The following is a 22,390-nucleotide window of genomic DNA, read 5'->3' as shown; positions in this document are numbered from 1 at the left end:
GGCCAGTGGTTCCGGCCCTGTTTGGAAGTCCGATTCCGACCAGAGGACCTGCGGCCCGTGGCTATCTCGGACTCAACGCCTCACATCCCCATTTGCGCCAGTTTCGATCTGGTTTTTGGTGTTCCTGATACCTTGGCTCAGAGCAGACACATCCACGCTCCGCTGCCCAAACCGGCGGACGAAGTGCCCATTCTGGAACCTTTCAGGAGCGACCGGCGGAACCCAAAACATACTCGCGCCAACCGAAATCTAAGCTAGGACGACTCCCTTGCGCACGTCAAGGACTAGTGCAGATTCTTGAATCAAATACTAAATATGGTGGAAAGAAGGGAAAACCAAGGGTCGAATCGCGCCTTGGATGACTTCAAGTATCGGTGAGTGTTCACGGATTCCGAAACGGAAAAAGTCTTTGATGTCGTCCCACCGACGAATTTCGCCCGCTGTTCACAAGACAGCTATTTATTGCACGCGAGGGATTGCTTCAGAGGCGCGACTCGCTACGCGCGACCCAACCGTTCAGCAGATAAATAGCTACGGCGTGCCGGGAGCGGCAAAGCGGAGAGGATAAAAAGAAAAAGGAGCGGCGCTTTGGCACCGCTCCTCGATAAGGCCCATGAAGGGGCAAGCTAGTTACGGACAGCGATGGCGTTTGCCATCGCGACCCAAATAGGTTCCGGAACGCACATCGTATGATTTGAACCGCTGCTGGCAGTAAGAAGCGTCCCTGCCACTGCCGTTGCTTTGGACCGCGGTGGGGCCATCATCGTAATACCCGTCATCCCCGTAGTAAGGGGAGCCGTAGTAGGGGGAAGAGTACGAGTAATAAGGCGATCCCCAACCGCCGCCCCAACCCCAACCTCCACCCCAACCCCACGGGCCGCCCAACAAGCCGCCACCAACAAAGCCGGGATAAAACCCGCCACCCCAACCTCCACGCCAGCCGCGGCCGGCCCAGCCAACACCGCCGCCGTGCCAGCCCCCACCCATGCCCATATGCCCGCCGTGCCAGCCGCTACCGCCCATGTGTCGGCCACCACCTCCGCCCATGCCAATGTGTCCGCCACCGCCGGCGAATCCTTGGGCCTTTGTTCCCAATTCCTGTGCACAGCTTGGCGACGCAATGGCCAGTGGGGCTGCAACCGCCAGAACGGCCGCCACCAGTACTGGTTTGAAACTAAACATATTCGGAACTCCATGTCGGATTCGAATTTAGGCTGTCACTCACGAACAAAACGTGGCGATAGGTGGCGAGTTCCGCAACGGGGCTTTTGGAAATGTTCCATCTCTGGAACTGGTATCCATCACAACAAAAATGACTTAAAAATTATCGTTTCAGATCATATTTATAAGAATAAATCCTTATAGATGAGTTTATCGTTCACAAGTTTGCGTCTCGTGCGTCATTCAGCCGCTTCGCTCGCGTTATGTCGCTTCGGCTTTCCTGCCTTCTTCAGCACCGGCTTCAAAAAATTTCCGGTATGACTGCGCGGCGCTTTCACAATGTCTTCCGGTGGTCCCCAGGCAACGATCTCGCCGCCACCGTCCCCACCATCGGGGCCAAGGTCGATCACCCAATCCGCGGTCTTGATGACTTCAAGATTGTGTTCGATCACCACAACTGTATTGCCCTGCGCGACCAGCTCGTGCAGCACTTCAAGAAGCTTCTTTACGTCATGGAAGTGCAAGCCAGTTGTCGGCTCGTCCAGAATGTAGAGTGTGCGGCCGGTTGCGCGTTTCGACAGTTCCTTGGCGAGTTTGACGCGCTGCGCCTCGCCGCCAGACAATGTGGTGGCCTGTTGCCCCACATGAATGTAGTCGAGGCCGACGCGATGCAGCGTCTTGAAGGTTTCGCGAACACGCGGTACCGCCTTGAAAAATTCGGCCGCTTCCTCGACGGTCATGTCGAGCACGTCGGAGATCGACTTGCCCTTGAAAACCACCTCGAGCGTCTCGCGATTGTAGCGCTTGCCCTTGCAGGTATCGCAGGTGACGTAAACATCGGGCAGGAAGTGCATCTCGATCTTGATGACTCCATCGCCCTGGCAAGCCTCGCAACGCCCACCTTTGACGTTGAAGGAGAAACGGCCTGGCGCATAACCACGGGCCTTGGCTTCGGGCAGACCGGCGAACCACTCACGGATCGGCGTAAAGGCCCCGGTGTAGGTCGCAGGATTCGAGCGTGGCGTGCGTCCGATCGGCGACTGGTCGATGTCGATGATCTTGTCGATGTGCTCCAGGCCCTCGATACGGTCGTGGGGTGCGGGGGGATCGCTCGCATTGTTCAGTTTCCGCGCGATCGCCTTGTAAAGCGTGTCGATCAGCAGTGTCGACTTCCCGCCACCGGAAACACCCGTGATGCAGGTGAACAGACCGAGCGGAACTTCCGCCGTGACGTTCTTGAGGTTATTGCCGCGTGCGTTGACCACCTTGATGGTGCGGCGATGGTTCGGCGGCCGCCGATCCGGCACCTCGACCGCCAGTTCGCCAGTAAGATACTTGCCGGTCAGCGACTTCGGGTTGCGCATGATATCGGCCGGCGTGCCCTGCGCGACGATATGGCCGCCGTGAACGCCGGCGCCGGGTCCGATATCGAGCACATGGTCGGCGAGGCGGATGGCATCCTCATCGTGCTCTACGACGATCACCGTATTGCCAAGATTGCGAAGCCGCTTCAGAGTTTCAAGCAGGCGGGCGTTGTCGCGCTGGTGCAAGCCGATGGAAGGCTCGTCCAGCACATACAGTACGCCGGTCAGGCCTGAACCGATCTGCGAAGCAAGCCGAATGCGCTGGCTCTCGCCGCCGGACAGCGTGCCGGAAGCGCGTGACAGCGTAAGGTAACTAAGGCCAACGTCGAGCAGAAACGACAGCCGCTCGCGAATCTCCTTGAGTACGCGGCCGGCAATTTCGTTCTGTTGCGCCGAGAGCATTATCGGAACGGTCTCGAACCATTCGCCGGCAAGACGAACAGACAGTTCGCTGATCTCGCCGATGTGCTTGCCCCCGATTTTGACGCACAGTGCCTCCTGCTTGAGCCGATAGCCCTTGCAGGAATCGCACGGCACGTCGGAGAAATATTTTCCAAGCTCCTCGCGCGCCCATTCGCTTTCGGTTTCGCGATAACGACGATCGATGTTGGGGATGATGCCTTCGAATGGTTTCCTGGTTTCGTAGGAGCGCACGCCGTCTTCATAGGAGAACTTGATCTCACTGTCGCCCGAGCCATGCAAAAGCGCGGCCTGCGTCTTCTTCGGCAAGTCCTTCCATTTGGTATCCAGGGCGAATTTGTAAAATTTGCCGAGCGCGGTGAGGGTCTGCAAGTAATATGGTGACGACGATTTTGCCCACGGTGCGATCGCGCCTTTGCGCAGCGTCAATTCCCTGTTCGGGATGACGAGATCTTCATCGACGTGCTGCTCGATACCGAGACCACCGCATTTCGGGCAGGCGCCGTAGGGATTATTGAACGAGAACAGCCGCGGCTCGATCTCAGGGAGTGTGAAGCCGGACACGGGGCACGCGAACTTTTCCGAGAACAGGATGCGTTCAGGACCGCTCTTGTCGTGGATCTTCGCGATTTTCTTCTTTTCGCCCTCTCCGGCGAGAGGTGAAGGAGGCGCGTCCGCATATTCGATCACCGCCAGCCCCTCTGCGAGCTTCAAGGCAGTCTCGAATGACTCAGCCAGCCGCTGGCCCAGGTCCGGCCTTACAACGATGCGGTCGACCACCACGTCGATATCGTGCGGAAACTTTTTATCCAGAGTGGGAGCATCGGCGAGTTCGTAAAAAGCGCCATCGATCTTGACGCGCTGAAAACCCTTTTTGAGATACTCTGCCAGTTCTTTTCGATACTCGCCCTTTCGGCCGCGAACGACCGGCGCCAGCAGATAGAGCCGCGTGCCATCGGGCAGCGCCAATACCCGGTCTACCATCTGCGACACCGTCTGGCTTTCGATCGGCAGGCCGGTTGCGGGCGAATAGGGCACGCCGACGCGCGCCCACAATAGCCGCATGTAATCGTAGATCTCGGTCACGGTCCCCACGGTCGAGCGCGGATTCTTCGAAGTCGTTTTCTGCTCGATGGAGATCGCCGGCGACAGCCCGTCGATCTGATCGACGTCGGGCTTCTGCATCATCTCCAGAAACTGACGCGCGTAAGCCGACAGGGACTCGACATAGCGGCGCTGACCCTCGGCATAGATGGTGTCGAACGCCAGCGAAGACTTGCCAGAGCCGGAGAGGCCGGTGAACACCACGAGCTTGTCGCGTGGGATTTCCAGATCCACATTCTTGAGGTTGTGTTCGCGAGCGCCGCGAATCGTGAGGGCGCGACTCGCGGGACTCAATTGTTGCCGCTTCGCCTTGATGACTTCATCCATGACAGGCTTTTCCGGGTGCAGAAGCCGCACCGCGTTTAGGCGCGCCGCGCCGGCCAATCCCCGGAGAGGCGCTATCTGTGGCAGTCTATGGAACGTAGATAGAACAGCGGGCAATTTCCAGAGGGCGTCAGCGATCATCCCCGATTTCGTCGGGAGAAGCAGGACGGCTTATCAGTATGCTGCTCAGTATGCTGCCGTTCGCGGGGTTGCCTGCGGCCCGTACCTCAAACAAAAAGGCCGGCAAAAGCCGGCCTTTCAAGTTTTCCAAGAACGTCGGATCAGATGCGATCAGTACCGTGCGATGGCTGGGCCACCCCAGCGGTAGTTGATGCGCGCCGTGACGAGGTCCACGTCCTGGCTGATATTGTCGGTTCCAAACAGCGTACCGGCGGCCCCGGCAACGCCATTGTTGATGAAGGTAAGTCTATTGCCGCCCATAAAGATGTGGTCGTACTCGAATCCGAGCGACCAGTTTGGCGCAAACCCATATTCGAGGCCGACGCCGACCGTAGCGCCCCAGTCGGTGTTGTTGACGTTGTTGGTCACTTGAACGCCGGTTGCGGTAGCAAGGCTCCGGTATCGGTTAGACGTCACGGCAGCGCCGCCCTTCACGTAAAGCAACGTGGCATCCCAGGCGTAACCGATCTGGCCGGTGAACAGGCCGAATGCACCCAGATGGCTGTCGTTGGTGAAGGCGGGGAAGGCGAGGCTGGCACGGCGGCCACTGATATCAGCCCAGTTACCCTGAGCTTCCAGGCCGAACACCCAATTGCTGGTCTGCCAGCGATAGCCGATCTGGCCACCAGCCGTGCCGCCGGTTGCGTCATGGCAACCTTCACTTGCCACGGCAGCACCTGCGGGCGTTGTGAAGTTCCAGCAATTCCTGCTCGATCCCCAGCCGCCGTTCGCGCCGATGTAAAAGCCGCTCCAGTCGTAAATCGCGGCCACCATCGGAGGAGCCTTCGTATATGGACGCGGGGCGAGGTCAGCCGCAGTGGCGGGCGCGGTACCAAGGCCAATGGCGAGAGCACCGACGGCCCCAATCAGAAACTTGTTCATTTCAATCCCCGGATTTTTGCTTTAGTTTCAACAACTAAGCGCGAGCGCTGGTAGTTACCCCGAAATCTGTGAATTCAGTATACCTTCCGGCGCAGCAAATTGCCGTCTCTCAAATGCAACACTCTGGGTCAAATTGTTTGTCCAGCGGGCGGAGGTATCTCGGTGAGAGGTCCGCGCGGACTTTCGGTTTTATTTGTTGAGAACAAATAAAGTACATTGTACCACCCCACACTCGATCCGTGGATAACCCGGCGATTAGCCTCTCGGCGCGGCGCGGGAAGTGTAGGCTGCTTGAACGCCGTCACGGCTCGATTTTGAAGCGGCAACGCCCGTTGGGTTAGCACCGGTTTTGAGCTAGCAATCGGGGATTGGGGACATGGAGAACGGCGATGGCGGGTAGCGTGAACAAAGTTATTCTGATCGGCAATCTCGGAGCCGACCCGGAAATCAAGCGAACCCAGGACGGACGGCCGATTGCCAACCTGCGGATCGCAACCTCTGAAACCTGGCGCGACAGGACCAGCGGCGAGCGCAAGGAAAAGACAGAGTGGCATCGCGTCGTGATTTTCAACGAAGGCCTCTGCAAGGTTGTTGAGCAGTATCTGAAGAAAGGCTCGAAGGTCTACATCGAGGGTCAGTTGCAGACCCGAAAATGGACCGACCAAAGCGGTGTCGAAAAATACTCCACCGAAGTGGTGCTACAGAATTTCAATTCGACTCTGACAATGCTCGATGGCCGCAACAGCGGCGGTGGCGGCAACTTCGGATCTGACGATTCCGGCGGCGACTTCGGGTCCGGGAGTCCGTCAGGCGGCGGAACGCCGCGCCGCACCGCGGCCGCCAGTAGCCACCGCGGCGACATGGACGACGACATTCCGTTTTAGCGAGTGAAAATAACCTGGTGTTTACTGCGCCGGTTTTTGGCGATCCCGGCAGGATTGATTGATTTCAATGATTATCGGCACTTAACGCCCAGGTTAGGCAATTTCAGTCGCATTGTATTCCATAGGGAATTTTGGCGATTGCCTAACAGCGCGGGCTGGACTTCATTTTGGCGGCCGTAAATTTTTTCGTTTTTTTTCCAGCTTTTCCGCGGGTCACGTCTTATCTAACGTTATCTAACGGCACCGTTCGGAATTCAGCGGCAACGCCGGATTCCGATGGCCGCCGACTGGCCTTGGCCGGGGCGCAACTTCCCTCCCAAAACGGGAGTATTACGTGAATTTCCTATCCATTGATGACGTAGCCGCGCTCACCGGGCTCAGCCGGTCAACCCTCGCTAAGCGGCGGTGCACGGGCACCGGGCCGGTGTATTTTAAAATAGGCAAGGCCGTGAAATACGACCGCACCGACGTCGAATCTTGGATTACGTCTCGCCGCCGCACGAGCACTTGGGTCGCGAACGATAACCGGCCTGCCGGCGAGGTGGCGTGAGTCTTCGCGACCACACGGCCAGAGCTGGAACCAATCTAATCCGGCGAAATTGAATCAAATTCTTGGGCAGTCCGGCTTTGAGGCTCGGTGCTGATAGGAGGCTCCGGTGACCAACACTGAAATTTTAGCCAAAGCTATTTTAGATATCGACTGCGTTTTAGCCGATCACATCCAGCCATACCGCACGGAAGATCCACATCGTGCCTTAGAGAAAATCTTGACGATCCTGATGGAAGCCCGGGCGGTGGAAATCGCAGAGCGGGTCCAGGTTGGATACGGCAAGCTCACGCTGGTGAAATAGGCGCCGCAGGCATGCGGCGCCAAACTGCCTGAGCGCTCCGGCAACGTGCCGAAGCGAGATATTCCCATTGCCTAATATCTGGACCCTCAATGAACGATGCCAATTTCGATGATGGCGGCGTCGCGATCAACTTTGCCGAACTAGCCCGATCAACTCACGCTTCTGAACGAGCCATCCGTCAATCTGTGGACCGGCTTGTGCGCCACGGCGCTCTGATTGAACAGCGCGGCGCGGGAGGCGAACCAACCTACGTACCGAATCCGCTATTCCAATTTGGTGCAAGCGTATGAAGGCCGCAACTCCCGGAGGTCTATTAGACCAGTACAAGCTGTTGGGCGCGATTATCGACACGCCTTGGGCAACCCCGCCTTGACCATAAAGTCGCGCGTCATGTCATCGACAGGTATTATCCCAAACATGGAAACGGTCGCGCCAGCCTGCGATACCTTGAACAAGCAACCGGCGCATTGCGGCCGAATATCATCGCCTCACTGAGGCGCTTAGCCGATAACGGCGCAATCACTATGGTGCGCCAGGGTCAGGGCACTCGGCCGACTGAATACGCTCTGAATTTCGATTTTCCGTCTAGCGGTATTGCTGGCGACACCTCTAACCGTGATGAACCTAGGCTCAGGACTCATTGATCAGAGCCAAAAGATGACGGCTGCAGCGATGCAGATGGCAGACATGAAGGTATGTGAGCATCGATCGTAGCGGGTGTGGATGCGGCGCCAGTCCTTGAGCCTGCCGAACGCATTTTCGATCTTGTGTCGTTGGCGATAGAGCATGCGGTCATGTTCGATCGGCTTTGCGCGGCTGGCCTTCGATGGGATGCAGGCCGTGATGCCGCGGGCCGCGAGCGGCTGGCGGAACCAGTTGGCGTCGTAGCCCTTGTCGCCAAGCAACTGCTTCCCGGGCGGCAGCGCATCGATCATCAAGGCCGCCCCCTTATAATCGCTCATCTGGCCTTCGCTGAGCAGCATGATGACAGGGCGTCCCTGACCGTCGCAGACGGCGTGCAGCTTGGAGTTCAAGCCGCCCTTCGTGCGCCCGATACATCGGGGAACAGGTCCTTTTTTAAAAGGCTGGCGGCGGTGCGATGCGCCTTCAGATGCGTCGCATCGATCATCAGGAGAGAGGGCTTGCCACCTTTGCGTGCCAGCTCGGCAAAGATATTGTTGAACACGCCGAGCCGGCTCCAGCGCACGAACCGGTTATAGATCGTCTTATGCGGACCATAGCCGGGCGGCGCATCGCGCCAGCGCAGACCGTTTCTGATGACGAAGACGATGCCGCTGATCACCCGTCGATCGTCAACCCTCGCAATCCCGTGCGACAGCGGAAAATACGGCTCAATCCGGCGCATCTGAGCCTCCGACAGCAACAACAAATCGGCCATGGCGATGTCCCCCAAACATCGCCATTGAATCAACCCGCCAGTCCTCTCGCAACAGATTTAATGGGTCCTGGGCCTAGATGATGGGCAGCCCATAAATAGGAGCCTTAGTGTAAGGTAAGTGAGTGGCTTCCCAGGTCCTGCCTTTTCGCGAAGCTGGAATTGAAGGCGCGCTAGCAATAGAGTTTAAAGAATGATCGACGAAGACCCCGAGATTGAAGAATCGCCGCTGGGCGGCATCGTAACTCGTGAGGGTATGACCGTTCGCGTCGAAATTTATCGGCTCGTCGAAGGAGACGAGAGCTGGACCCTTGAGGTGATCGACCACGAAGGCGGATCGACTGTGTGGGATGATCGGTTTGCTACCGACAAAGAGGCATACGCCGAATTTTGTCGGACGCTCGAAACCGATGGCATCCGGTCGTTTCTAGGAGATCAGCCTGAATCGAAAAAACACTAAACTACTGACGACGAGCAATGTGCCTACTCATCGCCTGCTCAGCTAAAGCCGCTTTTAACCACCACGGCTCAGGAGGGTTTGATGAACAAGCGTAAGGACTTGGCTCACATCCGAACACTGATAAAGTCGCGTGGACAGAAAGTCCCCTCCCGACAGGGGGATAAAGAGCCTCCCCTCGATCCCAAGAAAGCTCTACTCCACATCCGAACACTGGCTCGGGCTGCGCAGGACAACGACGACGCAACCCTGCTGCGGAAGCACATGGAGATGATCCTGATACTCGTGGATAAGGCTTTGCCGAGCGGGCCAGAAAACCCCTCCGAAACGATCTTCGGAGCGTAATTCTAAGCGGCTGGTTTACCCGAGAGACCGCATAGTGCTCTGTTAGGAGCGCGTTGCCGTATCGCAAACAGTAAGCCCCGCCTCTGCCGGAAGGCAAGAAGGGCCATAGGTGGGGGAAGTGAAAGCTGGCGCTGGCCTGCCCCTATGAGGTGGTCCGGTTTCAGTCTTAATGCATAATCGGCTTTTCGGCCATTGCTTGCGCTGCTGGCGGAAGCGATCCGGCTGGCTTTGAAGGCCAGGCGATGGCCTCTGGCGCCGGCGGTTTATATCCGAGCGATGAGTGTGGTCGCTCGGTGTTGTAGTAGCGCCGCCATGCCTCGATGATGACCTTGGCCTCGGCGAGGCTGTAGAAGATCTCACTGTTGAGCAGTTCGTCGCGAAGCTTCGAGTTGAAGCTCTCGCAGTAGCCGTTCTCCCAAGGGCTTCCGGGCTCGATGAACGCGGTCTTGGCGCCGACAGCTGCAATCCACTCTCGCACTGCCTTGGCGATGAACTCCGGCCCGTTATCAGAACGAACGTGGCCGGGCACGCCGCGTAGGATGAACAGGTCCGACAAGACGTCGATGACGTCGGTCGAGTTGAGCTTGCGATCAATCCGGATCGCCAGACATTCTCTGGTGAACTCGTCGATGATGTTGAGCATGCGGAACTTCCTGCCATTGTGGGTCCGGCCCTCGACGAAGTCATAGGACCAAACATGGTTTGGATGCTCGGGCCGAAGCCGGACGCACGATCCGTCATTCAGCCAGAGTCTGCCTCTCTTCGGTTGTTTCTGAGGAACCTTCAGCCCCTCCCGCCGCCAGATACGCTCGACACGCTTGGCATTCACCGTCCAACCCTCGGACCGCAGCATCGCCGTGATCCTGCGATAGCCATAGCGGCCGTAGCGTAAGGCCAGACTGATGATGTCGGTCGTCAATGCCTCTTCATCCGGTCGGCTTTGCGGCTTCTTGCGCTGGGTCGAGCGATGCTGGCCCAGAACCTTGCAGGCAAAGCGCTCCGAGACGGAGAACTTCACCATGACATGGTCGACGCAGCGGCGACGGCGGGAAGGGCTCAGAAGTTTCCCGAGGCAGCCTCTTTCAGGATCAGCTTCTCGAGCGTCAGGTCCGACACTGCCTTGCGCAGCCGGTCGTTCTCTTTCTCAAGCTCTTTCAAGCGCTTTACCTGATCGCCCTTCAGGCCACCAAACTCCTTGCGCCACCGGTAATACGTGAACTGCGTCACGCCGATCGAACGAACCGCTTCGCCAACCGATCTGCCTTGTGAAAGCAAAACATCGACCTGGCGCAGCTTCGCGACGATCTCTTCCGCCTTGTGCTTCTTCTGGGGCATTCCAATGTCCTCTCTAACGGCTAATAGCCTAATTCAGGGAGGACCACTTTTCAGGGGGCAGACCAGCGCGGAAACAGTAGCAGCGATTGCGGAGATTTATCGTAATTTCGGCGACCATATTAAATTGATTCAAACAATGCGCAGTAACGGATTGGTTTTCATATCTGGGAAGTAGCTTCTTCGCTTCTTGCGCGCTTGTCTTGCTGGAACGACTTTCCAAACAACGTCATTGAATCCATGGAACGGAACCTGCGCACCTATGGTTCCCGCGATGACGGGACGGCGGACGGGCGATGTCGGGAAGGACACTTAACCACGCTTTCGCGCGAGTCCTCGCGCAAAGATATCACCTAGCTCCAGTGAGTTTGACTCCGCGAGAAATGGATATCCTGCGGTGGATGGCGGAAGGAAAAAGTGACTGGGAGATCGGTGTTATTTTGAATGTTTCAGAACATTTCGTCGACAAGATCGCGCGTCAACTTCGCTCCAAGCTGAACGCCACAAACCGCACCCAGACCGTCGCGACTGCGCTTAGACAGAACCTTATCCGATAGTTCGTTCAACGTACGGACTCGCGTACTTGTCCTGCTAAACTGCCGCCAGGAACATTGTCGGTGTTAACTAAACCCTAGAAATAGGTGCTTATCATGAACGAAGATGATCCAGTGCCTCAGGAAACCAGTGACAACCTAATCTTTTTCTTAGGCAGTTTCGGATTTTTAGCATTATTCATCGGGGCCGGATTTATTGTGGCGGCGGTCACTCTTTAGACTAACTACCTGGCGTCCACGCTAGGAAACCTGCCCCCACCCCTCGCATTATAGAGCCCAGACGATCCCCTGGGCGGGTGCCGTCTATCGCATCACTCCGACTAGCCCGCCATCCTCGGCTAGCTTCTTTTCCGGAACAAACTCCCCTCCATCCGCATTGAATCATCGGAACGGGCCTCCACAGCCCCCGTGATACCCGAACCCAAATTGGTCCGCTGTGACCCTCCGTCCAGCGGGCCTTTTTGCAAGCCTCAGCGCTCCCGCCTTTACCTCGGCCCGCTTCCGTCTCACCGCCGCGAGCATTCAGGCGACATTCAGAAGCCCCGTGCTTTCCTGGCGCGCTTGTAAATCTCACCAACGGGGGGCCGGAAGTGAGCAATGCATGAGTATTCCCTCAATCGACCAGGCACGACAGGTCCTTCTTTCTCTTTCACTCGCCCAACTCGCCATTCAACAGCACAAACTCGATCTTGAAATGGCAAATATCCGAGAGATGCGCCTTCAGCTCCGCAACGCGATGCTGTTTCGAAAAACGACGTATGCATGACTCGTGCATAGATCTCCTAAACCCGAACCGCCCTCAATAATTGCGCCGGCAGGGACGCCACGTCCAAACCTGGAACGTGCGGCGGTACGTCAGTCTCCGTATCGTCGACGTCCGCTTCCTCCAAAAACGCTAAATCATTACGCGCGATCTCGCGCAGCCTCTCCATCGCCATTTTTCGAATTTTTCTATTCAACCAATTGCGCAGTTCAACGGAAAATCCGCCGTTTCTCTCTAGCCTCGCGGTCGAGAGAACAAACCGGCGATCGGGAACTCTTCGCAGCTTGAAATTCCGGATTTCAATAATGTCGACGACCACAACATCGAACATCGCAATCGTTCCATAACCGTCCTTCGGGCGAAACGTCTCAAATCGAGCAAGCCGAATCTCTAAGTTTTTAGGATCGACCTTGGCAACTTCGTCTTCCATAATCCTCACCTCCGCAACCACTCACTCTCAATCACGCGCGGCCTTGCCACAACCGGCGCCACCATCGTCGGATTCCTCAACTGCTCCTCACGCGCCGACCAATTCACATGCACAAGATCGCGCACGGCCATTGCATACACCACGCAATCCAACGCCTCGGCCTGCCTGCCTTTGATGCGCTCGAACATTCGTACGGGTTGGCCCCGGCTATAACGAACAACGGCTTGCTCGCTTGCCAACTGCTCGTACCAACTAGCCGGCAAACTGTTCGAAAACCGGATCGTGTTTCCGCGCCGGAGCCTATTCATCAGCGAAGACTTGATTCCGTCGACGCCGACGATCATCAGCCACCCGCCTTTTGTCTTCTGCTTAGAGCGTTCGATCCACGGACGCTTGCCAGGCGCGCTCTTTATCGCGAAGATTCGACGGCGATACCGAGGGAAGCAAAACTTATAAACATCCTCCATCGTTTCGCCGTCGCCGGAGTCGGATCGCAACGGCATCGACGCCGAGCTTGCCGCCGAACGGATGTTGGAAACGCTGCTTCAGTAATTCGTCCAGCTCGCGCCAGGTTTCATCGTCCGAAGGAGCGCCCCAAATGACGCGGTGGCCAAGCACATAGGCGGTGCCATCCTCGGCCCAACCGATGAACGTTACCTCTCCAAACGATCCTTGCGCTGAACATCGCAGCCGGCAGTAATGGCGAGCACTGGCTCGGGAAGCATATCGAGGCTGAACGCTTCTGCTTTAGCCGCTAGCGCCGCGTCGTCCAGCGCATCGCCGTGCTCTTTCCAGCCTTCGCCCAACACCAAGTTGACAAACGTCTGCAACTCCTCAGGTTTGTCTTTTGCTGCCACGAATTCGGCGGCAAGTTTCCCCCATGCCGCATTTGCCAGCGGACTGACCAACGAGTTAATGCGAAACCCGGCGTGTCCCTTCACTTCAGGCTTGGTTGCACGCCATCTGCCCGCAGCAACCATCGCGGGCCTGTGGCTTTCCTCCACGACCGATCCGCAGCCAGGACAGCACCAGGCCGCCTTATCAGGCTGGCCTTCAGGCCACTGTATGTCTTTCCACCTTACCTCGTGATGTTCTCCGCGATCGGGGCAAGGCACCTCAAAAATGCGCTGATCGGATTTTGAATACGCGGCCAGCACAAGGGAGGATTCCTCAAATACCGGCGTGGATCCGATGATAATCTTCCGGTCATCGAACTGGGTGGTGCGTCCCTCAAGCACGGCGACGGGCCAATTGCTGGAATTCAAGCCAAGCACGTCAACAAGCTAATTGATGAGATGGCCGATACGCCATCTGCGGCCAGCAACTTCCGCAAGCGCTTTAAGGCAATCATGGATTACGCCGTATCGGCTGGGATGCGCGCCGATAATCCGGTGGTCGTGGCCAAACGTGTGAAACTTAAAACCACCGGCCACCGCACGTGGACAGAGGAAGATATCGCCGCATTTTGCAAGCGCTGGCCTGTCGGCTCACCCCTACGCCTTGCCATGGAATTGCTGCTTCATACCGGCCTTCGTCGCAGCGACGCCGTGCGGTTGGGGTGGAAGCACCTGACAGAGGATGGCTTCGTCATCTCGACTCAAAAGAGCCAAGGCCATGTCGAGTTATGCATTCCGGTGCACACCGACTTGGCCCACTACATTGCCGATTGCCCGAAAAATGGACCGGCCTTCATTGAAACCAAGCATGGCCGCGCTCGCAGCGAAAAGGCATTTTCGTCGTGGATAAGTGAGGCCGCTCAGGAGGCTGGCCTTCCTCCTAAATCGTCACCGCACGGTCTTCGGAAGGCGGCCTGCCGACGGCTTGCCGAGACTCAATGCAGTGCGCTGGAAATTATGTCTATCACCGGCCACACCGATATTCGGGAGATTGAGCGGTATTGTCGTGCCGCTGCGCGGAAGCGTTTGGCGGCCTCCGCCATGGCAAAGTTGCAGAGCGGCTTCGATGTCAAATTGCCTAACCCATCCGAGGAGTTAGGCAAAAGTGACGACAACTTATTGAAATCATTGGTAGCAATAAGCGATTGGCGATCCCGGCAGGATTCGAACCTGCAACCCGCGGAGTAGAAATCCGCTACTCTATCCAGTTGAGCTACGGGACCGTTTAAAGCTTCATCTCCCAGAAGCTTCATCTCACCGCAATATGAAAAAACCGCCTTCGCGCCAAGTCCGATCCGAACCATTTCGATCGGGCGGGCGACAAACACGTGCGATCCGTTCGTCTCGAGTGCGTACAGACGCCTCGTACGGGCAGTCCGAGAACGATGAATCGGAATTCCTTAGCGCTGGACCTATACTGTAGCAACACGGGATAAGGCAATGAACTTGCTGCATTTTCTGGCGCGAGTGGTTCGATTCTGACATTCGCATCCCGTTCAGGCCGGTGTCGCGAAGTTAAAAACGAACGACCAACAGCAAGTATAACCTGTTAGTGGAGTTTTGGCCGTGATCGTGTTTCGGACTCGCGGCCCATGGATCGCAAGTGTCAAATTCGATTTCGATCCCGCACAACGCAGAACTCTGACCCGGGAACACCCCAGCGACATTTGTGCGCGCAGGAGCTTTTTATGACCAGGATGGTTCGCGCCGTAACCCTCTGTGCGACCTTACTAATCGGGCTTGGATCAGTTGCCCTGGCGGCAGATAAAGCCTTCAAGCGGGATGATCTTGCCGACGCGGCAATCAAGCTCGAGGCTCAGATCAAGAGCGAAGCGGGCACTATCACCAAATCGGCCCCAACTTTGCGCGCCGATGCCGACGCAGCCTTCAAACGCGCCGATTTTCGCAGCGGTCTTCAGATACTCGGCCAGATCGCAACGGTCGTACCAACCGACAGCGGCAACTGGCTGCGCCTGGCACGGACAATCTTCCAGATCAGACCCACCACAAGTCAGGAACAGACCTTCCTGCTCGAGCGAGCGTCCACCGCCGCCTATCTCGCCTACCAGCGGACGAACGATTCTGCTGTCGAGGCTGATGCATTAGCGGTCCTCGGACGCGCATTTTCGGATCGAAAGCTGTGGCGGCCAGCCCTCGACACGTTGCGGCTTTCGCTTGATCTGCGCGAGGTCGCCGATGTTCGCGCGCAGTACGAAAAAATGCGAGACGACCATGGCTTTCGGCTGCTCGATTACACCGTGGATTCGGACTCGGCATCGCCCCGAGTCTGTTTCCAGTTCTCTGAGGATCTTGCCAAGAGGACGGACTTTTCACCATTCGTGACGCTGGCCGGGGCCGACCGGCCAGCGCTGTCCTCGGAAGACAGACAGCTCTGTGTCGAGGGCCTCAAGCACGGTGAGCGATACAACATCCATCTGCGCTCCGGGCTGCCATCGACCGTGAAGGAGGGTCTGCCGAAATCCGCTGAATTCAACGTCTATGTGCGCGACCGTAAGCCCTTCGTCCGCTTCACCGGACGGGCCTACGTGCTGCCGCGCGTCGGCCAACGCGGCATCCCGCTGGTCAGCGTCAACACCCAGACGGTGACCGTCAAGGTGTTCCGGATCGGCGACCGCAATCTCATCAATGCCGTTGTCGACAGTGATTTTCAGAAGACGCTCAGCGGCTATCAGTTATTTAATCTCGGCAACGAACGCGGGATCAAGGTCTGGTCGGGCGAGGTTGCGACGGCCTCCACGCTGAACGCCGATGTGACGACCGCGTTTCCGGTCGATGAAGCGCTCGGAAACCTCCAACCCGGCGTTTATGTGATGACGGCCGCGCCAAAGGGGCCGTCCTCGATGGAGGACGAAGAGTCCGGCTCGCTAGCGACTCAATGGTTCATCGTCTCGGACCTTGGCCTAACCGCCTATTCAGGCAATGACGGCATCCACGTGTTCGTCAATTCGCTGGCGACAACCGATGCTGTGGACAAAGCGGAAGTCCGCCTGGTCGCACGCAACAATGAAATTCTTGCAACCCGAAAGACGGATGAATCGGGTCACGCGTTGTTTGAGCCTGGGTTGGCTCGAGGCGAAGGAGGGCAGTCGCCTGCGCTGCTGACAGTCAGCACCGACAAGGCCGATTATGCGTTCCTCAACCTGAAGTCGAATGCGTTCGATTTAACCGATCGCGGCGTTTCGGGCCGCGCCGTGCCATCTGGGGCAGATGCCTTCGTTTATGCCGAGCGGGGCGTCTATCGCTCAGGGGAGACTGTGTATCTTACGGCGTTGGTGCGGGACGGGCAGGGTAACGCGGTAACCGGCGGACCGTTGACGCTGGTGGTTGAACGGCCCGACGGCGTCGAGTTCCGCCGCGCCGTCCTGGCCGATCAAGGCGCGGGCGGGCGAAGCCTGACGCTGCCGCTCAATTCAGCTGTCCCGACCGGGACATGGCGGGTTCGCGCATTTACGGACCCGAAAGGACCGTCAGTCGGCGAAACCACCTTCATGGTCGAGGACTACGTCCCAGACCGGATTGAATTCGACTTAACAACCAAGGCGAAACAGATTGCCGCTGATGCTCCGGTAGAACTCAAGGTCGACGGCCATTTCCTTTATGGTGCTCCCGCATCCGGCTTGCAGATCGAAGGCGATTTGCTGGTGGCACCTGCCGAAAGCCGTCCAGGATATGCCGGATATCAATTCGGCGTGCCCGGCGACGAGGCGACCAGTAACGAGCGCACGCCGATCGAGAACCTGCCCGAAGCCGATGCAAACGGCGCCGCCACGTTCCCTGTCAGCCTCGCAACACCATCCTCGTCGAGCCGACAGCAGGAAGCACAGATTTTCGTTCGCATGGCGGAGGCCGGTGGACGCGCGGTCGAACGGAAAATCGTGCTTCCGGTGAAACCGTCCAGCGCCATGATCGGCGTCAAACCGCTGTTTGCCGACAAGAACGTCGCAGAGGGAGACAAGGCCAGCTTCGATGTTGTCTTTGTTGCACCAGACGGAACATCGCTTGCCCGCAAGGGTCTCCGCTACGAATTGCTCAAGCTGGATAGTCGCTATCAGTGGTATCGTCAGAATTCGTATTGGGAATACGAGCCGGTGAAGTCGACCAGACGGGTGGCCGACGGAGATCTGACGATTGCCGCCGACAAGCCTGCGCGGATCGAACTCTCTCCACAGTCGGGACGCTACCGGCTCGACGTCAAATCGTCCGATCCCGATGGTCCGCTGACATCCATTCAATTTGACGTCGGCTGGTATTCCGACGGCAGCGCCGACACGCCTGACCTGCTGGAAACCTCGATCGACAAGCCAGATCACCAGTCCGGCGACACCATGGTCGTTTCGGTCAACGCCCGGACCGCCGGCAAACTTACGATCAATGTTCTCGGCGACCGGCTGTTGACCACCCAAACCGCCGACGTCAAGGAAGGCACGTCGCAGGTCAAAATTCCGATCGGCAAGGACTGGGGCACCGGGGCCTATGTGGTGGCAACGCTTCGGCGGCCACTCGACGTCGCAGCACAGCGGATGCCCGGACGCGCGATCGGCATCAAATGGTTCGGCATCGACAGGACCGCGCGCACCCTTTCGGTCAATCTCTCGCCGCCGACATTGGTGCGGCCGTCGACGACGCTAAGGCTACCTGTGAAGATCGGCGGCCTAAGCCCTGGCGAAGATGCCAAGATCGTCGTTGCCGCGGTTGACGTCGGTATTCTCAATCTCACCAACTACAAGCCTCCCGCGCCCGACGACTACTATCTCGGTCAGCGTCGTATGACGTCTGAAATCCGAGACCTTTACGGACAACTGATCGACGGCATGCAGGGGACGCGCGGCCAACTCAGGACCGGCGGCGATTCGGCCGGAGCGGAGTTGCAAGGCAGCCCGCCGACGCAGAAGCCGCTCGCGCTCTATTCCGGCATCGTCACGGTGGCAGCAGACGGCACGGCTGAAGTCAGCTTTGACATTCCGGAATTCGCTGGCACTGCGCGACTAATGGCGGTCGCCTGGAGTGCAACCAAGCTCGGCCGTGCGACGGTCGATGTCACGGTGCGTGATCCGGTGGTGTTGACGGCGACGCTGCCGCGCTTTCTGTTGACCGGCGATCAGGGCACCCTGACTTTCGACCTCGACAATGTCGAAGGACCACCCGGCGACTACACCGTCAACGTCAAGGCCTCGGGGCCCGTGAAGGTAGCGGGCAACGCCACAACCACGATCAAGCTGGCGGCCAAGCAGCGCAGATCGATGGCGCTGACGCTTGGTGCCGGCGGCTCTTCCGGCGCCGCCCAATTCGACATCGATATCAAGGGGCCGAACGGCCTGACGGTCGCGCGGCACTATGATGTCGAGGTCAAGCCGGCGACCCAAATCCTGGCGCGCCGCTCTGTCCGGACGCTGGCAAAAGGCGAGAGCCTGACGCTGACCTCGGACATGTTCTCCGACCTCGTGGCGGGGACGGGAGGAGTATCGGTGTCCGTCGGACTGTCCTCGGCGCTGGATGCGGCGAGTGTCCTGAAGGCGCTCGATCGCTATCCCTTCGGCTGCTCCGAGCAGATCGCAAGCCGGGCGATGCCGTTGCTCTATGTCAACGATCTCGCCGCCAACGCACACCTCGCGATGGATACCAATGTCGACGATCGCATCAAGAGCTCGATCGAGCGCCTGCTGGCCCGGCAAGGCTCCAATGGTTCGTTCGGCTTATGGTCGTCCGGCGGCGAGGATTCCTGGCTCGACGCTTACGTCATGGACTTCATGACCCGCGCTCGGGAAAAAGGCTTCTCCGTGCCTGACGTCCCGTTCAAGAGCGCGCTCGACCGCATCCGCAACTCGGTTGTAAATGCAGCCGAGCCGGAGAAGGACGGCGGTCGCGACCTGGCTTACGGACTTTACGTTCTCGCCAGGAACGGTGCTGCCCCGATCGGAGATTTGCGTTATCTGGCCGATACCAAACTGACCAATCTGGCGACACCCATCGCCAAGGCGCAACTCGCCGCGGCGCTTGCGCTGGTCGGTGACCGGGCGCGAGCGGAACGCGTTTATGCCGCGGCGGTACAAAGTCTGGCGCTCAAACCGGCTATCGAATTCGGCCGGACGGACTACGGCTCGGCGCTGCGCGATGCTGCCGCGCTGGTATCGCTCGCAAGTGAGGGCAATGCGCCGCGAGCCACGGTCACGCAAGCGGTGCAACGGGTGGAGGCGGCGCGGGGGTTGACGCCCTCAATCTCAACGCAAGAGAACGCGTGGCTGGTCCTGGCGGCGCGAGCGCTTGCGAAAGAATCAATGTCGCTCGATGTCGGCGGCGCGCCTGTTAATGCCGCGCTTTATCGCAGCTACAAGGCAGCCGAGATGGCCGACAAGCCGATCAAGATCACCAACACGGGCGAGGCGCCGGTGCAGGCGGTGATTTCCGTGGCCGGCGCGCCCGCCACTCCCGAACCGGCTGCTTCGAATGGCTTCGTGATTGAGCGCAACTATTTCAATCTCGACGGAACGCCCGCGGATCCGGCGCAGGCCACGCAAAACGAACGGTTCGCCGTCGTTCTCAGGATCACCGAAGCCAAGCCGGAATACGGCCACATCATGGTGGCCGACTATCTTCCGGCTGGATTCGAAATCGACAATCCTCATCTGGTTTCGTCCGGCGACACCGGTACGCTCGACTGGATCGAGGACGGCAAGGAACCGGTCAGCACTGAATTCCGCGACGACCGGTTCACCGCAGCCATCGATCGCGCTGCAAATGACAAGGCGGTGTTCACCGTGGCCTATGTCGTGCGCGCTGTATCACCGGGCAAATACGTTTTGCCGCAAGCGTATGTGGAAGACATGTACAATCCATCGCGCTACGGCCGCACCGGCACTAGCCGTGTGGAGGTGCGTTCCGCGAAATGACCGCGCCTGACATCCCAGCAACGGAGGTACAGTCGCGTCGCTGGCGGCGGGTGAAGCTGGCGGCGTCAGCCCTCGCCATCGTCGCTATGGTCATCACCGGCGCTGTCGCGAGCTGGATCGTCTCGTTGGGACCTCTGCCGCTGGCGAACGCACGCGAGGTTTCGACGACGGTGCTCGACCGCAACGGCAAATTGCTGCGCGCGTTCGCAATGGCCGACGGCCGGTGGCGATTGCCGGTCGATGCCACCACTGATGTCGATCCCGGATATCTCAACCTGCTGCTAGGTTATGAAGATCAGCGGTTCTATTCACACATTGGCGTCGACCCGCTCGCGCTTGGCCGCGCGGCGCTGCAACTCTTGACCCGTGGCCACATTATTTCGGGCGGGTCGACCATCACCATGCAGCTTGCCAGACTGATCGAGCCTCGCCGGCAGCGCTCGATATACGCCAAGCTGCATCAGATGGTCCGTGCGCTCCAACTCGAATACGAACTCCCCAAAAGCCAAATACTCGACCTGTATCTGACGCTCGCGCCGTTCGGAGGCAATCTCGAAGGTATTCGCGCGGCATCCTTTGCTTATTTCGGCAAGGAGCCGAAGCGGCTGTCGCTGGCGGAGTCGGCTCTGCTGGTGGCCTTGCCCCAATCGCCGGAACGGCGACGCCTGGACAGACATCCTGCTGCAGCGCGTGCGGCCCGCGACCGCGTGCTCGTGCGTATGGTTGAGGATGCCCGCATCGATGCGGACGATGCCAAGCGGGCGATGGCGGTGCCTGTCATGCGGATGCGCCAGCCGTTTCCAATGCTGGCGCCGCATTCGGCGGATCAGGCGATGGCCACGAACAAGAATTCGAACCTCATCAGGCTGACGCTGGAGTCCGGATTACAGCGGCAGCTCGAAGCACTGGCGCACGACCGCGCGGCTGCACTCGGGCCGGAAATTTCGGTCGGCATCGTCGCAGTGGACAACGCCACCGGCGATGTGATGGCCCATGTCGGCTCTGCGGACTATTTCGACGAGCGGCTTGCCGGGCAGGTGGACATGACGCGGGCGGTGCGCTCGCCGGGATCGACCCTGAAGCCATTTATCTATGGACTAGCGTTCGAAGACGGGCTTGTTCATCCGGATAGCCTGATCGACGATCATCCGGTCCGATTTGGCAGCTACGCGCCGGAAAACTTCGATATGACGTTTCAGGGCACCGTTCCGGTGCGCCGGGCTCTGCAATTATCGCTCAACGTTCCGGCAATCGAACTGCTCGATCGTGTCGGCGCCAGCCGCCTGTCGTCGCGACTGAAACAGGCGGGCGCCAGTCTGGTGCTCCCCAAGGACGAAGCTCCGGGTCTGGCGATGGGACTGGGCGGGGTCGGCGTCACGCTCCATGACTTGGTGCAAGTCTATTCCGGCATTCCCCGGCTGGGCAATGTAATGCCTTTGCGCGAGTTCGAGCGCGGCGACTCTGGTGTCCGTGAGCCTTTGCGACTGCTGGACCCCGTTGCCGCCTGGCAGGTCGGCAATGTCCTGCTGGGAACACCCCCACCGGAAAACGCAGTCCGGAACCGGATCGCTTTCAAGACCGGCACGAGTTACGGCTATCGCGATGCTTGGTCTGTCGGCTTCGACGGCCGCATGACGATCGGCGTTTGGGTCGGACGCCCTGACGGCGCCCCGGTTCCCGGCCTTATCGGACGTGTCGCGGCCGCGCCCATTCTGTTCGATGCATTCGCTCGCACCGGCAGCTTGCTTGCCCCGCTCCCCAAGGCTCCGCACGGAACTCTGACCATCGCCAATAATGCAAAGCTTCCACTTCCATTGCGCCGGTTTCGTTCTGTTGATGAACTCATCCGGCCGGAAAACAATGAGCGCCGGCTCCATATCCAGTTTCCGTTGAATGGCTCGCGGATCGATGCCGGGGCAGGGCAGGGAACGCTGTCTCCGCTGCCGGTGAAAGTGACGGGCGGCAGCCTGCCGATGACCATGCTGGTCAACGGGAAAGCGGTCGGAGCGATCGACAGCCGTCGCCAGCGGATGATCGACCCTCCTGGGCCGGGCTTCGTCCGGCTGACCGTGATGGACGCGGCTGGCACCGCGGACACAGTTACGGTCAGAATTCAATAGCAGCCGGCTCAGCGGTTGT

At 58.7% G+C, this 22,390-nt stretch carries 21 protein-coding genes and 1 tRNA gene; 12 read left to right on the top strand and 10 right to left on the bottom strand.

Going from position 1 to position 22,390, the window contains the following annotated elements; genetic code table 11:
* Positions 1–630: 630 nt before the first annotated feature.
* The 3 genes from ACZ5IL_RS14075 to ACZ5IL_RS14065 all read right to left on the bottom strand — a co-directional run bounded on the left by ACZ5IL_RS14075 (position 631) and on the right by ACZ5IL_RS14065 (position 5,435).
* On the bottom strand, positions 631–1,182 hold the full coding sequence (locus tag ACZ5IL_RS14075; protein WP_464592359.1) for a BA14K family protein: 552 nt from the start codon (positions 1,180–1,182) through the stop codon (positions 631–633).
* 218 nt (positions 1,183–1,400) lie between these two features.
* Positions 1,401–4,376 (bottom strand): excinuclease ABC subunit UvrA, encoded by a 2,976-nt coding sequence (gene uvrA / locus ACZ5IL_RS14070; protein WP_464592357.1) that lies wholly within the window; start codon positions 4,374–4,376, stop codon positions 1,401–1,403.
* 288 nt (positions 4,377–4,664) lie between these two features.
* Complete coding sequence (locus tag ACZ5IL_RS14065) at positions 4,665–5,435, bottom strand: outer membrane protein (protein ID WP_464592355.1); 771 nt, start codon at positions 5,433–5,435, stop codon at positions 4,665–4,667.
* A gap of 389 nt (positions 5,436–5,824) precedes the next feature.
* Here ACZ5IL_RS14065 and ACZ5IL_RS14060 point away from each other — a divergent pair, with 389 nt between their 5' ends.
* The 4 genes from ACZ5IL_RS14060 (at position 5,825) to ACZ5IL_RS14045 (ending at position 7,460) form a co-directional block, all read left to right on the top strand.
* Positions 5,825–6,319: a single-stranded DNA-binding protein gene (locus ACZ5IL_RS14060; RefSeq protein ID WP_464592353.1), complete on the top strand. Its 495-nt coding sequence runs from the start codon at positions 5,825–5,827 to the stop codon at positions 6,317–6,319.
* A gap of 334 nt (positions 6,320–6,653) precedes the next feature.
* The gene (locus ACZ5IL_RS14055; protein ID WP_464592351.1) at positions 6,654–6,869 is read left to right on the top strand and encodes a helix-turn-helix transcriptional regulator; all 216 of its coding nucleotides are present in this window, start codon (positions 6,654–6,656) and stop codon (positions 6,867–6,869) included.
* Positions 6,870–6,975: 106 nt separating this feature from the next.
* Positions 6,976–7,170, top strand: coding sequence for a hypothetical protein (locus ACZ5IL_RS14050; RefSeq protein WP_464592349.1), 195 nt, complete (start codon positions 6,976–6,978; stop codon positions 7,168–7,170).
* An 89-nt stretch (positions 7,171–7,259) separates the two neighbouring features.
* A complete protein-coding gene (locus ACZ5IL_RS14045; RefSeq protein WP_464592347.1) occupies positions 7,260–7,460 on the top strand; it encodes a hypothetical protein in 201 nt (66 codons plus the stop codon).
* Between the two features lie 354 nt (positions 7,461–7,814).
* On the opposite strand, the gene ACZ5IL_RS14040 is transcribed toward ACZ5IL_RS14045, so the two are convergent.
* Positions 7,815–8,569 (bottom strand): IS5 family transposase gene (locus tag ACZ5IL_RS14040; protein ID WP_464592345.1). Its coding sequence is split into 2 segments (ribosomal slippage): positions 7,815–8,251 and positions 8,251–8,569, totalling 756 coding nucleotides; the frame shifts between segments, so codons are not numbered across the junction.
* Between the two features lie 190 nt (positions 8,570–8,759).
* Here ACZ5IL_RS14040 and ACZ5IL_RS14035 point away from each other — a divergent pair.
* Positions 8,760–9,026 (top strand): hypothetical protein, encoded by a 267-nt coding sequence (locus ACZ5IL_RS14035; RefSeq protein WP_464592343.1) that lies wholly within the window; start codon positions 8,760–8,762, stop codon positions 9,024–9,026.
* 81 nt (positions 9,027–9,107) lie between these two features.
* On the top strand, positions 9,108–9,368 hold the full coding sequence (locus tag ACZ5IL_RS14030) for a hypothetical protein (protein WP_464592341.1): 261 nt from the start codon (positions 9,108–9,110) through the stop codon (positions 9,366–9,368).
* Between the two features lie 166 nt (positions 9,369–9,534).
* Here ACZ5IL_RS14030 and ACZ5IL_RS14025 read toward each other — a convergent pair.
* A protein-coding gene (locus ACZ5IL_RS14025) for an IS3 family transposase (RefSeq protein WP_464592339.1) occupies positions 9,535–10,703 on the bottom strand; the annotation gives its coding sequence in 2 pieces (ribosomal slippage) (positions 9,535–10,439 and positions 10,439–10,703; 1,170 coding nt in all).
* 398 nt (positions 10,704–11,101) lie between these two features.
* Here ACZ5IL_RS14025 and ACZ5IL_RS14020 point away from each other — a divergent pair.
* The 3 genes from ACZ5IL_RS14020 to ACZ5IL_RS14010 all read left to right on the top strand — a co-directional run bounded on the left by ACZ5IL_RS14020 (position 11,102) and on the right by ACZ5IL_RS14010 (position 12,020).
* A complete protein-coding gene (locus ACZ5IL_RS14020) occupies positions 11,102–11,257 on the top strand; it encodes a LuxR C-terminal-related transcriptional regulator (protein ID WP_464592338.1) in 156 nt (51 codons plus the stop codon).
* Positions 11,258–11,350: 93 nt separating this feature from the next.
* Positions 11,351–11,473, top strand: a complete 123-nt coding sequence (locus tag ACZ5IL_RS14015; protein ID WP_464592336.1) for a hypothetical protein — start codon at positions 11,351–11,353, stop codon at positions 11,471–11,473.
* A gap of 382 nt (positions 11,474–11,855) precedes the next feature.
* Positions 11,856–12,020, top strand: a complete 165-nt coding sequence (locus ACZ5IL_RS14010) for a hypothetical protein (RefSeq protein WP_464592334.1) — start codon at positions 11,856–11,858, stop codon at positions 12,018–12,020.
* Positions 12,021–12,036: 16 nt separating this feature from the next.
* Here ACZ5IL_RS14010 and ACZ5IL_RS14005 read toward each other — a convergent pair whose 3' ends face one another.
* From ACZ5IL_RS14005 to ACZ5IL_RS13990, 4 genes are read right to left on the bottom strand one after another with little or no spacing between them, the layout of a single operon-like run.
* Complete coding sequence (locus tag ACZ5IL_RS14005) at positions 12,037–12,447, bottom strand: hypothetical protein (protein WP_464592332.1); 411 nt, start codon at positions 12,445–12,447, stop codon at positions 12,037–12,039.
* A gap of 5 nt (positions 12,448–12,452) precedes the next feature.
* Positions 12,453–12,914 carry a terminase gpA endonuclease subunit gene (locus tag ACZ5IL_RS14000; RefSeq protein ID WP_464592330.1) on the bottom strand — a complete coding sequence of 154 codons (462 nt, stop codon included), beginning with the start codon at positions 12,912–12,914 and terminating at the stop codon, positions 12,453–12,455.
* A complete protein-coding gene (locus tag ACZ5IL_RS13995) occupies positions 12,898–13,065 on the bottom strand; it encodes a terminase gpA endonuclease subunit (protein WP_464592328.1) in 168 nt (55 codons plus the stop codon). Before ACZ5IL_RS13995 ends, ACZ5IL_RS14000 begins: the two co-directional genes overlap by 17 nt.
* A 35-nt stretch (positions 13,066–13,100) precedes the next feature.
* On the bottom strand, positions 13,101–13,721 hold the full coding sequence (locus ACZ5IL_RS13990; protein WP_464592326.1) for a terminase gpA endonuclease subunit: 621 nt from the start codon (positions 13,719–13,721) through the stop codon (positions 13,101–13,103).
* Between the two features lie 21 nt (positions 13,722–13,742).
* Here ACZ5IL_RS13990 and ACZ5IL_RS13985 point away from each other — a divergent pair, with 21 nt between their 5' ends.
* Complete coding sequence (locus ACZ5IL_RS13985) at positions 13,743–14,531, top strand: tyrosine-type recombinase/integrase (protein WP_464596908.1); 789 nt, start codon at positions 13,743–13,745, stop codon at positions 14,529–14,531.
* On the opposite strand, the gene ACZ5IL_RS13980 is transcribed toward ACZ5IL_RS13985, so the two are convergent.
* Positions 14,490–14,566 (bottom strand) — tRNA-Arg (locus ACZ5IL_RS13980). The genes ACZ5IL_RS13985 and ACZ5IL_RS13980 overlap by 42 nt on opposite strands.
* A 465-nt stretch (positions 14,567–15,031) precedes the next feature.
* Between ACZ5IL_RS13980 and ACZ5IL_RS13975 the strand changes: the two genes are divergently transcribed.
* Together ACZ5IL_RS13975 and pbpC are read left to right on the top strand one after the other, a co-directional pair.
* Positions 15,032–20,251 carry an alpha-2-macroglobulin family protein gene (locus ACZ5IL_RS13975; RefSeq protein WP_464592324.1) on the top strand — a complete coding sequence of 1,740 codons (5,220 nt, stop codon included), beginning with the start codon at positions 15,032–15,034 and terminating at the stop codon, positions 20,249–20,251.
* Positions 20,248–22,371 carry a penicillin-binding protein 1C gene (gene pbpC / locus ACZ5IL_RS13970; RefSeq protein WP_464592322.1) on the top strand — a complete coding sequence of 708 codons (2,124 nt, stop codon included), beginning with the start codon at positions 20,248–20,250 and terminating at the stop codon, positions 22,369–22,371. Before ACZ5IL_RS13975 ends, pbpC begins: the two co-directional genes overlap by 4 nt.
* The last annotated feature ends 19 nt before the right edge of the window (positions 22,372–22,390 follow it).

This window comes from Nitrobacter sp. CN101 (genome assembly GCF_055390255.1).
This window is presented reverse-complemented; position numbering and strand designations above follow the sequence as displayed.

Bases quoted from the DNA above. Each gene is read 5' to 3' on its own strand.
- ACZ5IL_RS14075 (WP_464592359.1), bottom strand. From the start codon at position 1,182: ATGTTTAGTTTCAAACCAGTACTGGTGGCGGCCGTTCTGGCGGTTGCA.
- uvrA (WP_464592357.1), bottom strand. From the start codon at position 4,376: ATGGATGAAGTCATCAAGGCGAAGCGGCAACAATTGAGTCCCGCGAGT.
- ACZ5IL_RS14065 (WP_464592355.1), bottom strand. From the start codon at position 5,435: ATGAACAAGTTTCTGATTGGGGCCGTCGGTGCTCTCGCCATTGGCCTT.
- ACZ5IL_RS14060 (WP_464592353.1), top strand. From the start codon at position 5,825: ATGGCGGGTAGCGTGAACAAAGTTATTCTGATCGGCAATCTCGGAGCC.
- ACZ5IL_RS14045 (WP_464592347.1), top strand. From the start codon at position 7,260: ATGAACGATGCCAATTTCGATGATGGCGGCGTCGCGATCAACTTTGCC.
- ACZ5IL_RS14035 (WP_464592343.1), top strand. From the start codon at position 8,760: ATGATCGACGAAGACCCCGAGATTGAAGAATCGCCGCTGGGCGGCATC.
- ACZ5IL_RS14030 (WP_464592341.1), top strand. From the start codon at position 9,108: ATGAACAAGCGTAAGGACTTGGCTCACATCCGAACACTGATAAAGTCG.
- ACZ5IL_RS14020 (WP_464592338.1), top strand. From the start codon at position 11,102: ATGGCGGAAGGAAAAAGTGACTGGGAGATCGGTGTTATTTTGAATGTT.
- ACZ5IL_RS14015 (WP_464592336.1), top strand. From the start codon at position 11,351: ATGAACGAAGATGATCCAGTGCCTCAGGAAACCAGTGACAACCTAATC.
- ACZ5IL_RS14010 (WP_464592334.1), top strand. From the start codon at position 11,856: ATGAGTATTCCCTCAATCGACCAGGCACGACAGGTCCTTCTTTCTCTT.
- ACZ5IL_RS14005 (WP_464592332.1), bottom strand. From the start codon at position 12,447: ATGGAAGACGAAGTTGCCAAGGTCGATCCTAAAAACTTAGAGATTCGG.
- ACZ5IL_RS14000 (WP_464592330.1), bottom strand. From the start codon at position 12,914: ATGGAGGATGTTTATAAGTTTTGCTTCCCTCGGTATCGCCGTCGAATC.
- ACZ5IL_RS13985 (WP_464596908.1), top strand. From the start codon at position 13,743: ATGGCCGATACGCCATCTGCGGCCAGCAACTTCCGCAAGCGCTTTAAG.
- ACZ5IL_RS13975 (WP_464592324.1), top strand. From the start codon at position 15,032: ATGACCAGGATGGTTCGCGCCGTAACCCTCTGTGCGACCTTACTAATC.
- pbpC (WP_464592322.1), top strand. From the start codon at position 20,248: ATGACCGCGCCTGACATCCCAGCAACGGAGGTACAGTCGCGTCGCTGG.